This is a genomic window from Kribbella sp. NPDC050820 (assembly GCF_040653975.1).
Classification (GTDB): domain Bacteria; phylum Actinomycetota; class Actinomycetes; order Propionibacteriales; family Kribbellaceae; genus Kribbella.
In genome coordinates, this window is record NZ_JBFAHB010000135.1 from 1 (window position 1) to 11,295 (window position 11,295).

Below are 11,295 nucleotides of genomic sequence, written 5' to 3' on the forward strand. Positions count from 1 at the left end.
CCAACTGGGCCGGCCGCGGTTTCACGGTCGTCGACACCGGCGGCTGGGACCCGGACGCGGTCGGGTGCGCCGGCCGGCGGTTCGGGGCCCGGCAGGGTCAGGCCCCGAAGTTCAATCAGTTGAGTGTGATCTTCAGCGACGGCGACGAACCGCGCGCCGCCACGTGCACCTCCACTCCGCGCGTCGTGGTGACGAGCTGGTACGGCGCCGAGCGGCCGTCCAGCGTGACGCTCTTCACCGTCGCACCCGCCGGCAGGACGGCCCCGACCGTGAACTTCGCGCCGACCCCCTTGATCCGCACGTCGGTCCGCAACTCCTTGCCTGCAAGGCGTGCGGACACGTCGACGGATCCGCGACCGAGTCGAATGTTGCTACCGGCCACCTTCTGCTGGCCCTCCGGCAGCTGCGGGACCACTGCGACCTTGCCGTGCCCGAGATCCGGCGCGACACCGAGCTGCTGGTGCACGACCGGCCACAGGATGCCGTACGCGCCCCACGCCTGGAGCGACATCGAGCGGTCGTAGAACGGCCGGCCGATGTTCGCCGGCGAGTCGGGCGACGGCGCGATCTCCGGCATCGCGCCCGGCGTCTCCCAGACCGACGGGTCGAGCTGGATGCGCGCGTTGCCGGTAGTGTAGAACTGCTGCTGGTCCACGTCCATCCGGCCGAAGTTGCCCTCAGCAACGGCCATGATCGCGGTGTTCAGGCCGAACATCGCCCGCTCGCTCTTCACCTGCGAGACGATCGGGTCACACGACGGTCCGGGGTTGCCGGCCGGGTCGGACGTCGGTCCGGTGCCGGTGTGGTAGAGCCCGAACTCTCCTGTGAAACAAGGCTTCTCGCGCTGCTCGAGGGCGATCTGCCCGTGCTCGGCCGAGGCCAGCGGGGACGCCGGCTGACCGGGCCGGGTCAGGACGGCCTCCATCGGCGTGACACCGATCCAGTGCCGCTGGAAGATCGGCGTGTTGTCGTTCGCCGGGTTCGCGGGGTCGTCGACCGAGTCGGCGTACCCCATCGCCTGCGGGACCCACCACTGCGCCTCGAAGCGGGACTCGAGGTCGTTCGCGCGGGCGGTCGCCCACTGCTGGACCGTCGTGTCGCCCTTGGAGGCGGCCAGGTCGGCCAGGTCGCGCAGACCGCGGGCGAGGTAGACGGTGCTGTCGAGCTTCTCGACACCCATGCCGGCCCGCTCGACGTTCGCCAGGCCCTCCGGCCAGCCGTCGCCGTCCTTGTCCAGCTCACGGTAGACGTACTGCAGGTTGCGGACGCTGAAGTCGTACATCGAGTCGCGGAACCGGTCGTCGCCGGTCCACCGCCACAGCAGCGCGACCGCGCTCGGGAACTTCACCGTCTCGTCGGTGTTGCCGGCACTCTGGTTGGAACCGAAGTACACGTCACCGGTCGGGACCACCTCGTGCGCGACCTTGCCGCTGCGGTTGTTGAGGATGTCGCTGATGTCCCGCAGCGCCCGCAAGTGCCCCTTCACGGTGTCGAACTGCCCGGCGGCGACGGCTGCGAAGGCCATGTACTCACCGTCGGTCGCGAAGATCCACGGGTAGTCCGGGAAGCCCGCGCCGAACCAGCGCGCCGCCTCGACGGTGCCTACCGGCGCCGGATAGTCCTTGCCCTCGTTGACGTCCCGGATGCGCAGGTTGCGTGCCTCCTGTACCGAGTCGGCGAGGTTCTGCTTGCTCCACTCGACGCTCTGCTGCAGTAGCCGATCACCAGGCAGGTCCACTGCAGACAGGCTGTCGATCTTCTGGCGGTCCCGGATCTTTGCCTTCAGCAACGCATCCGGGCTGCTCAGAGCTCGGCGGTACTCGCGCTGCGCGGCGGACGTCCCGTCGTCCGACCCGGCCACCGCGAACCAGATGGTCTTCGACTGACCCGCTGCCAGCTTGACGTCGTACGTGAGCCGGCCGCCGGTGCCCTTGCCGATCAGCGAGTCGTCGCAGCGGGCGGGCGTCGTACCGTCGGCCGGGCAGATCACTGCCGGGTCCTGCGGGCCGCGGTTGTTCGGGCTGAGGGCGTGGCTCGTCGGACGCAGGGACGATCCGACGAACGCGGCGTAGTTGTGCTCGGTCGCGTTCGGGTACGACGGCGTGCCCTGCTCGCGGAAGCGCAGCGAGCCGTCCGCGTAGGCGCCCGTGTCCTGCAGGTTGGCGTTGGCCGCGCTCGGGGTGGTCCAGCCCCACGGGTACGACGCCATCAGCTCGGAGTGCGCGTCGACGTCGAGCTTGACCGTCTTCGCCGTATCGGACTGCAGCGTCAGGCCGACCAGTGTCGCCCGGATGCCGTCGGGGACGAAGTCGGTACGGCGGACGCTGACGTCGCCGGAGTAGTCGATGCGGCTGTAGCCGTGGCCGCTGGTGTACTTCTGCGCGGCCACGTCCTTGCCGAGCCAGGCGCCGTCGAGGCCGAACCACAGGCCGTCGAGGAGCTTGATCGGCTGGGTCCAGAAGCCGCCCATCTCACCGCGGATGTGCCACCCCGCGGCGGGGTAGAGGCCGGTCTCGTCGCCCATTGCGTAGGCGCGGTCGCCGACGACGAGTGAGCGTCGGTCGGCCAGTCTTGTCGTCTCGGAGAGCTCGGACGGTTGGACAGTCGGGCCGGCGGTCCCCTGCGGAGGGGTCGAGCCGGCGGTGGCGGAGGCGGTGCCGGCCAGGATGGTGGCTGCGGCGAGCAGCGTGACACCGGCCGTACGACGGGCCCGGCGCGGCGGGGCGGTGCTGCGTCTGACGGTTGGGCGGGGAGACATGGCGGGTCCTCCTTCTCGCGGCGCGCGTGCACCGCAATCAGCCAGGGGCTGAACTACCCCTGATCACCAGTTCGGGTTGCAGCAGGCGTTCGGTCGGCATGCCGTTCGACGTGCCGGTCAGGATGGAAATGAGCTCGGAGGCGATCTGGTCCATCGGCTGCCGGAGGCTGGTCAGCCCGGGGGAGACGACGGAGGCGAGCGGGGAGTCGTCGAAGCCGGTGACGCCGACGTCGGCGCCCGGGGTGAGCCCGCGGTCGCTCAGCTCGCGGTGCGCGCCGAGGGCGAGAATGTCGCTCAGGGCAACGATTCCGTCCGGCGGCTGGTCGCTGTCCAGCAGCTCGGCGGTGGCCCGGGCGCCTTCGTCGATGCTGTCCTCGCCGCAGCGCACGGCCAGGCCGGTGGTCGGCAGCCCGAGCTTCTTGCAGCGGTTGCGCCAGCCGGTCAGGCGGTCCTCGGCCAGGCCGGATGTCTTCGGCCAGCTGAGGAAGGCGATCCGGCGGCGGCCGGCGTCGTACAGGTGCTGCACGGCCAGCGCGGACCCCGCCGCGCCGTCGACGTCGACCCACGGTCCGGGCTGGGTGGTCTGCTTCCACACTCGCCCGAAGGACACGAACGGGATCTGCTTGTCCTTCAGCCAGCCGTGCCGCGGGTCGTGCGTCTCGGTCTGCGAGAGCACGAACCCGTCGACCAGGCGGCGCGCGTGCAGGTCGTCGTACACGGGCATGCCCTGGACGGCGGCCGGGGCGGTGAACAGCAGGATATGCCGGCCGCTCGTCTCCGCCGCGGCGCAGAGCGCGTGCAGGAACTGGTCCATCACCAGGTGGGTCTGGTTCGGCCAGCTCGGGACGCAGTAGCCGATCAGCTCGACCGCGCTGGTGCGCAGGCTGCGGGCATTACGATTGGGCCGGTAGTTGAGCAGCTCGATCGAGCGATTGACCCGTTCGAGCGTGTCCGGCCGGAGGCGATGCGGTGCGTTCAACGCGTTCGACACCGTCTGCACCGACACCTCGGCATGCGCGGCGACCTGCTTCAACGTAGCCACCGCAACCTCCCACGAACATTTTGAACGTTAAAAACATCCGCAGTCTCTCTCCCGCCCCGCCCGGTGTCAACGCCTCGGCGGCCCCTGCCTGATGATCGCGAGGGCTTCCTCCGGCGGCCCGGGTGCGATCCACCGTCCCCACCAGGTTGCACCTGCCGCCGCGAACTCCGCAGGGTCACCACCGCTGACCTTGACGTCGAAGGGCCCGTCACGCTCGGCAAGCAACGCCCGTACGTCGTCCGGTGTGATCTGCTGTGGTGCGTCGGTCGATCCCTTGTACGCGCAACTCCCGTCCCATCGCAGGATCCGGCGTCGTACGCCGGGCACCAGGAGGTTCCCGCCGACCCAGATGGGGATCCGCGGCGTCTGCACCGGCCGAGCCATCAGCTGCACCTGATCGAGCTGATAGTGGTTTCCGGCAAAGCTGAACGGCTCACCGGTCCACAGCCCGGCGATCACGTCGAGCCCTTCGTCCAGCATCTCGGCCAGTGCCTTCGGGTCGCCGTCGCCCATGAACGGGTCGCCGGGATCCCCGCTGCCGACCCCGAGCACGAACCGCCCGTTCGACAGGTGATCCAGTGCCACTGCCTCGGCCGCGACCTTCCAAGGCCGCCGCCGAGGCAGCGGTGTCACCGTCGTACCGATCCTGACCCGCGACGTGGCCATCGCCATTGCCGCCAGACAGATCCACGGGTCGTAGGTCGGCTGTGTGGTGTCGCCCTGGTAGACGAGGTAGTCCTCCAGGAACATCGCGTCCCAGCCGGAGGCCTCGGCTGCCCGCGCGAGCTCAGCGAGCCCGCGCGGGTCGCGGCCTGGACCGACCGCCCCAACTGTCACGGAGTAACGCATGCCGATGACGTTAGCCATCGGCGCCGACAACTCTCAGGCGGTGTGGCCGCCGTCGATGGTTAGTTCGGTGCCGGTGAGGAAGGCGGCGTTGGGGCCGGCCAGGTAGGTGATGGCGGCGGCGACCTCGGTGGGGGTGCCGAAGCGGTCGAGGGCCAGGTCGGCGATCTGGGGTTCGGCGAAGGGGCCGTCGGCGGGGTTCATGTCGGTGTCGATCGGGCCGGGCTGGACGACGTTCGACGTGATGCCGCGGGCGCCGAGTTCGCGGGCCAGGCCCTTGCTCAGGCCGACCAGTGCGGCCTTGCTCATCGCGTAGAGCGTCATGCCCGGGCTGGTGACACGACCCGCGGCGCAGCTGCCGAGGTGGATCAGCCGGCCGCCGTCGGACAGCCTCGGTACTGCGGCCTGCGCAGCCGCGTAGACGCCACGGATGTTCACCGCGAGCACCCGATCGACGTCGTCCAGGCTGAAGTCGGTCATCGGCCCGATCGCGCCGACGCCGGCGTTGTTGACCAGGATGTCGAGACCGCCAAGCCGTTCCGCGGCCTGCGCAACGCCGTCTGCCACTGCACTCGCATCAGCCGCATCCACCGGCAACGCGTACGCTCGCCGCCCGAGCGCCTCGATCTCCTTCACGACCTTCGCCGCCGCGTCCGGAGAGCTGTTGTAGGTCAGCGCGACATCGGCGCCGCGCTCGGCCAGGGCGATCGCGGTCGCCGCGCCGATTCCGCGGCTGCCACCGGTCACCAGTGCCTTCTTGCCAGTCAGTTCGTTCATGTCTTCCAGTCCACCCGGTGAGCCACCCGGACTCTGGCGGGAAAACGACCCGGGATCCTGGCGTCGTTTTCTCGCGATACCTCCATGTCGCAAAACCGCTAGAGACTGTCGGTGGCAGCAGGGATGCTGGACCACGTGTACGAGTGCAGAGAGCGGTGCATCCGCGCGGTCCAGTCGAAGGACGCGCGGTTCGACGGGTGGTTCTTCACCGCGGTGCTGACGACGAAGATCTACTGCCGGCCGAGTTGCCCGGTGGCGCCGCCGAAGGTGGAGAACATGCGGTTCTACCCGAGCGCCGCCGCCGCTCAGCAGGCCGGTTTCCGCGCCTGCAAGCGGTGCCGCCCGGACGCTAGCCCGGGTTCACCGGAGTGGAACGACCGCGCTGACCTCGTCGCCCGCGCGATGCGGCTGATCGCAGATGGCGTCGTCGACCGGGACGGCGTACCAGGACTGGCCGGCCAGCTTGGCTACAGCGTCCGCCAGGTGCAACGCCAGCTGCAGGCCGAGCTCGGCGCCGGTCCACTCGCGCTCGCCCGGGCTCAGCGTGCACAGACTGCGCGGCTGCTGATCGAGACCAGCGAGCTGCAGATGGCGGACGTCGCTTTCGCAGCCGGATTCTCCAGCGTGCGGACCTTCAACGAGACGGTCCAGGAAGTGTTCGCGCTCCCGCCGACCGAGCTGCGCCGAAGGGCCAAGAAAGGTACGGCGACCTCCGCACCGGGCACGATCTCGCTCCGGCTCCCGTTCCGCGCACCGCTGACACCGGACAACCTGTTCGGCCACTTGATCGCGACCGGCGTGCCGGGAGTGGAGGAGTGGCGCGACGGGCACTACCGGCGCACGCTGCGACTCCCGCACGGCCATGGAGTGGTCGCGCTGAAGCCGATGCCCGACCACATCGCCTGCCAGCTGTCGCTCACCGATCAGCGTGATCTCGCGATCGCGATCAGCCGGTGCCGCCGGATGCTCGACCTCGACGCCGACCCGGTCGCCGTCGACGACCTGCTGAGCAGCGATCCGGTGCTCGCGCCGCTGATCGTGAAGGCCCCCGGTCGCCGGGTTCCGCACACGGTCGACGGCGAGGAGTTCGCCGTCCGGGCGGTGCTCGGGCAGCAGGTGTCGACCGCGGCCGCGCGGACGCATGCGCATCGGCTGGTCCTGCAGCACGGCGAGCCGATCGACGACGCGGCCGGTGGGCTCACGCATCTGTTCCCGACCATGGAGGCGCTGGCCGGGCTCGATCCGGAGACGCTGGCGTTCCCGAAGTCCCGCCGTACGACGTTGATGACGTTGATCCGGACGCTGGCCGCCGGTGAGATCGACCTCGGGGCCGGCGCCGACTGGGACAAGGCGCGCGAGCAGTTGACGGCCCTGCCGGGGATCGGGCCGTGGACGGTCGAGTCGATCGCGATGCGTGCGCTGGGCGACCCGGACGCCTTCGTGGCCAGTGATTTGGGTATCCGCTACGCGGCCCGTGATCTAGGCTTGCCCGAGGCCCCCAAACCACTGACCGCCCACGCGTTCGCGTGGCGGCCCTGGCGTGCCTACGCGGTGCAGTACTTGTGGGCCACCGGTGACCACGCCATCAACAAGATCCCCGCGGAGTGAGTATGACCGAGCTGACCACCGACCGTCTGCTGATGCGCCAGTGGCGCGAGTCCGACCGCGAGCCGTTCGCCGCGCTGAACGCCGACCCGGCGGTGATGGAGCACTTCCCGTCGCTGCAGAGCCGGGAAGTAAGCGACGCCCTGATCGACCGGAACACGACCGCGATCGACGAGCGCGGCTGGGGTCTGTGGGCCATCGAGGTGCGCGACACCGGCCGGTTCATCGGCTTCACCGGACTGTCCGTGCCGAGTTTCGAGGCGCACTTCATGCCGGCGGTCGAGATCGGCTGGCGACTCGCGAAAGAGGCCTGGGGCAACGGTTATGCGACCGAGGCGGCCCGGGCGGCGCTGGCCCACGGGTTCGGTCCGGCCGGGCTGGACGCGATCGTGTCGTTCACCGCGACCACCAATGTGCCGTCCCAGCGGGTGATGCAGCGGATCGGCATGATCCACGACGAGCCCGGGGACTTCGACCACCCGCGTTTGGAGGCCGGCCACCGACTCCAGCGTCACGTCTTCTACCGGATCGACCGCGCGCAGTGGGAGTCCACGCGGTGACGTATGCGTTGACGGACAGTCCCCTCGGCCCGCTCATGCTGGTCGAGGTCGACGACAAACTCGCCGGTGTCTACATGGATCGGCACCGCCACCGCCCGCCGATGGAGACCTTCGGCGTCCGCGACGACTCGGTGCTGCCGGCCGTCGCCGAGCAACTGGCCGAGTACTTCGAGCACGGCCGGACGACGTTCGACGTACCACTGCATCTGGCCGGCTCACCCTTCCAGCAGCGCGTGTGGACCGCGCTCCAGGACATCCCGTACGGCGAGACGGCGACGTACGGCGAGCTCGCCCGGACCCTCGGCCTCGTGCCGGGGGCATCGCGGGCGGTCGGGCTCGCCAACGGCAAGAATCCGATCAGCATCATCGTTCCCTGCCACCGCGTGGTCGGCTCGACCGGCAGCCTGACCGGGTACGGCGGCGGCCTCGAGCGCAAGCAAGCCCTGCTGGACCACGAACGCGGTCAGAAAGTGCTCATTGGTTGAGCACTTATCTGGCGCATGCTGTCAGGTATGAGCACGCTGACTGATGTGGACGCGCTGGAACTGACCGCCGGCGAGTGGCGGAGTTGGCTGGCCGCGAACGGGCGGACCGAGCGGTCGGTCTGGCTGGTGGTGCACCGGGACGCGGCCGGCCCGAACCTCGCGGAGGCGGTCGAGACCGCGTTGTGCTTCGGGTGGATCGACAGCAAGACCGTGAAGCGCGACGACAAGACGACGTACCAGTGCTTCACGCCACGGAACCCGCGGAGCACCTGGAGCAAGGTCAACCGCGACCGGGTCGAGCGCCTGACCGCGGCGGGCCGGATGGACCCGTCGGGTCAGGAGCTGATCGACCTGGCCAAGCGCACCGGCACCTGGGACCTGCTCGCCGACGCCCAGAACCTGATCGTCCCGGACGACCTCGCCGCGGCGCTCGCCGCGAAGCCCGAAGCCGACAAGCACTTCCGGGCCTTCCCGCCGTCGGCGAGGCGGGCGATCCTCGAGTGGATCACCCTTGCGAAGCGGCCGGAGACTCGTGCGCGCCGGATCGAGCAAACCGTCGCACAGGCAGCGCAGAACGTGCGCGCGCGCTGAACCCGCCGCGAGACCTCGGACACCATCTGGGGGCCTCCTACACCTTGTCAGATGTCCGAGGTCCCCGTTTCCTGGCCGCGGTCCCCGGCGACCGTGGGTCAGGTGGGGGTGTTGGCGGGGTCGTCCAGGCGTTCGGCGGCGGGTGGGCCGGCGGCGGTCCGGCGAGCGGTGAGGCGGCGGGCGATCGGTTCGGTGTAGCGGGCGGCGATCGGGCCGAGGATGACCAGGATCAGCACGTACGCCGTCGCCAGCGGGCCGAGCCGTGGTTCGACCCCCACCGCCAGGCCGGCGATGACGATCGAGAACTCGCCGCGCGCGACCAGCGTGCCGCCGGCCCGCCAGCGCCCGGCCGTGCCCACGCCGGCCCGGCGGGCCGCGAACCAGCCGGTGGCGACCTTGGTCAGCGTGGTCACCAGCGCGAGCCCGAGCGCGATCGCGAGCACCGGCGGGATCGCCCGCGGATCCGTGCTCAACCCGAAGAACACGAAGAACACCGCGGCGAACAGGTCCCGCAGCGGGCTGAGCAGGTTCCGCGCGCCGTGCGCGACCTCACCCGACAACGCGATCCCGACCAGGAACGCGCCCACCGCCGCAGACACCTGCAGTTGCTGCGCGATGCCCGCGACGAGCAACGTCAGTCCGAGTACGACGAGCAGCAGCATCTCCGGGTTGTCCGACGAGACCGCCCGGCTGATCACCCGTCCGTAGCGCAGGGCAACGAACAGCACGACGCTGACCGTGCCGAGCGAGATCAGCAACGTGATGCTGCCGCCCGCGAGCCCGACACCGGCGAGCAGTGCGGTCAGGATCGGCAGGTAGACCGCCATCGACAGGTCCTCGAGCACCAGGATCCCCAGCACCACCGGGGTCTCCCGGTTGCCGAGCCGGCCGAAGTCGCCGAGCACCTTGGCGATCACGCCGGACGACGAGATCCAGGTGACACCGGCCAGCGCGACCGCGGCGACCGGGCCCCAGCCGAGCAGCAGCGCGACGGCCGCGCCCGGCAACGCGTTGAGCAGGAAGTCCACGGCACCCGAGACATACTGCGTCTTCAGCGTGCCGACCAGGTCCGACGCGGTGTACTCGAGGCCGAGCAGCAACAGCAGCAGGATGACGCCGATCTCGGCGCCGGTCGCGACGAACTCCTCACTCGCGGCCAGTGGCAGCAGCCCGCCGTGCCCGAAGGCCAGGCCGGCCAGCAGGTAGAGCGGGATAGGCGAGAACCCGAACCGGGACGCGATCCGGCCGAGGATGCCGAGGGCAAGGATGACCGCGCCCAGCTCGATCAGCAGGGCGGTGATGTCCTCGTGCATCTCACCCTCCCGCGATCAGGTCGTACACGGCGTCGACGCCCTCGCGGGTGCCGACCACGACCAGGGTGTCGCCGGTCGCGAACCGGAAGTCCGGCGTCGGCGACGGGGTCGCGCCGGTGCGGCGTAGTACCGCCACGATGGAGGCGCCGGTCCGGCTGCGGGCCTGGGTGTCACCCAGCGTGCGGCCCGAGTACGGCGACTTGGCCGTGATCGGGATGTGCTCGGTGATCAGGTCGATCTCGATCTCGTTGCGGACCGGGTCGAGCGGCGCCGGGATCAGCAGCGCGGACAGCGCGGCCGCCTCACCGGGATCCAGCGGGACCGAGTCCTTGCAGTTGTTGTCGTCGTCGGGATCGTGGAACCCTAGGAACCGCCGGCCGTCGTTGTGCACGACCACCGAGACGTGCTTGCCGCCGTCGGTGATCAGGTCGTACCGGGTGCCGATTCCGGGCAACGTCGTCCTGGTCGGGTGGGCCTGCTGGTCCATGGTTCCTCGATCCCGCGATAGATGGCGTCTGCAACCATTCTTTCAGTTCAACCACCCCCGCGCCGATGTGATTCCGCCCTCCCTCTCTCCCCTTCTTTCCTTCCCTCAGCGCCCACCGGCGGATTGCTGTGATCTGACTTGCAAACAGGTGCACTGCAACGAGTTGCATAGGTACAGTGCCGACCATGGCGTTGGAGCACGCGATTCTGGTCTCACTGACCGAGCGGGCCGGGTCCGGTTACGAGCTGGCCCGGCGGTTCGACCGGTCGATCGGGTACTTCTGGCCGGCCACCCACCAGCAGATCTACCGGGTGCTGCGCCGGATGGACGAGGCCGGCTGGGTCCGGCACACCGAGATCGCGCAGGACGGCCGCCCGGACAAGAAGGTCTACCGGATCTCCACCGCCGGGAAGGCGGAGCTCGCCCGGTGGCTGGCCGAGCCCGAGGACCCCGCGGTCCTGCGGGACGGACTCGGCGTGAAGCTGCGGGGGGCGTCGTACGGCGATCCCGGCGTCGTGCTGCGTGAGGTCGAGCGGCACCGGGCCGAGCACGCCACCCGGCTCGAGGTCTACCGCGGGATCCAGAAGCGTGACTTCCCGAAGCCGGCCACGCTGAACGGCCGCGACCTGCACCAGTACCTGGTCCTCCGCGGCGGCATCCGTGTCGAGGAGTCGTTCGTCGAGTGGTGCGACGAAGTGATCGAAGCCCTCCGGAAGGACGAGTCATGACTCTACTGATGCCACGCCTCCGGCGCGGCGGGTCATGGGGCTGGAACTCCCGGCCTTCCCTCGTCACTCCGGTCGCTTCGCTCCCTCCGCTCCTCAGTCCAGG

The 11,295-nt window shown here is 69.9% G+C and carries 11 protein-coding genes; 5 read left to right on the forward strand and 6 right to left on the reverse strand.

Features of this window, described 5'->3' with window-relative positions; translation table 11 throughout:
• Positions 1-115: 115 nt before the first annotated feature.
• The 4 genes from AB0H36_RS47085 to AB0H36_RS47100 all read right to left on the reverse strand — a co-directional run bounded on the left by AB0H36_RS47085 (position 116) and on the right by AB0H36_RS47100 (position 5,423).
• Positions 116-2,758, reverse strand: a complete 2,643-nt coding sequence (locus AB0H36_RS47085) for a glycogen debranching protein (RefSeq protein WP_360538593.1) — start codon at positions 2,756-2,758, stop codon at positions 116-118.
• Between the two features lie 37 nt (positions 2,759-2,795).
• On the reverse strand, positions 2,796-3,800 hold the full coding sequence (locus tag AB0H36_RS47090; protein ID WP_360538596.1) for a LacI family DNA-binding transcriptional regulator: 1,005 nt from the start codon (positions 3,798-3,800) through the stop codon (positions 2,796-2,798).
• Between the two features lie 66 nt (positions 3,801-3,866).
• On the reverse strand, positions 3,867-4,649 hold the full coding sequence (locus AB0H36_RS47095; RefSeq protein WP_360538599.1) for an LLM class flavin-dependent oxidoreductase: 783 nt from the start codon (positions 4,647-4,649) through the stop codon (positions 3,867-3,869).
• Positions 4,650-4,682: 33 nt separating this feature from the next.
• Positions 4,683-5,423, reverse strand: coding sequence for an SDR family oxidoreductase (locus AB0H36_RS47100; RefSeq protein WP_360538602.1), 741 nt, complete (start codon positions 5,421-5,423; stop codon positions 4,683-4,685).
• A gap of 111 nt (positions 5,424-5,534) precedes the next feature.
• On the opposite strand from AB0H36_RS47100, the gene AB0H36_RS47105 reads away from it, so the two are divergent.
• Genes AB0H36_RS47105 through AB0H36_RS47120 form a run of 4 tightly spaced genes read left to right on the forward strand, consistent with a single transcriptional unit; the run spans position 5,535 to position 8,664 of the window.
• Positions 5,535-7,031 (forward strand): DNA-3-methyladenine glycosylase 2 family protein, encoded by a 1,497-nt coding sequence (locus AB0H36_RS47105; RefSeq protein ID WP_360538605.1) that lies wholly within the window; start codon positions 5,535-5,537, stop codon positions 7,029-7,031.
• 2 nt (positions 7,032-7,033) lie between these two features.
• Positions 7,034-7,588, forward strand: a complete 555-nt coding sequence (locus AB0H36_RS47110; protein ID WP_360538608.1) for a GNAT family N-acetyltransferase — start codon at positions 7,034-7,036, stop codon at positions 7,586-7,588.
• A complete protein-coding gene (locus AB0H36_RS47115) occupies positions 7,585-8,073 on the forward strand; it encodes a methylated-DNA--[protein]-cysteine S-methyltransferase (RefSeq protein WP_360538611.1) in 489 nt (162 codons plus the stop codon). Before AB0H36_RS47110 ends, AB0H36_RS47115 begins: the two co-directional genes overlap by 4 nt.
• Positions 8,074-8,100: 27 nt before the next feature.
• The gene (locus tag AB0H36_RS47120) at positions 8,101-8,664 is read left to right on the forward strand and encodes a YdeI/OmpD-associated family protein (RefSeq protein ID WP_360538614.1); all 564 of its coding nucleotides are present in this window, start codon (positions 8,101-8,103) and stop codon (positions 8,662-8,664) included.
• A 98-nt stretch (positions 8,665-8,762) separates the two neighbouring features.
• Here the strand turns inward: AB0H36_RS47120 and AB0H36_RS47125 are convergent, their stop codons facing one another.
• On the reverse strand, positions 8,763-9,977 hold the full coding sequence (locus AB0H36_RS47125) for a cation:proton antiporter (protein ID WP_360538616.1): 1,215 nt from the start codon (positions 9,975-9,977) through the stop codon (positions 8,763-8,765).
• Position 9,978: 1 nt separating this feature from the next.
• Positions 9,979-10,464 carry a TrkA C-terminal domain-containing protein gene (locus AB0H36_RS47130; protein ID WP_360538619.1) on the reverse strand — a complete coding sequence of 162 codons (486 nt, stop codon included), beginning with the start codon at positions 10,462-10,464 and terminating at the stop codon, positions 9,979-9,981.
• Positions 10,465-10,649: 185 nt separating this feature from the next.
• Here AB0H36_RS47130 and AB0H36_RS47135 point away from each other — a divergent pair, with 185 nt between their 5' ends.
• Positions 10,650-11,192 carry a PadR family transcriptional regulator gene (locus tag AB0H36_RS47135; protein WP_360538622.1) on the forward strand — a complete coding sequence of 181 codons (543 nt, stop codon included), beginning with the start codon at positions 10,650-10,652 and terminating at the stop codon, positions 11,190-11,192.
• Positions 11,193-11,295: the final 103 nt, after the last annotated feature.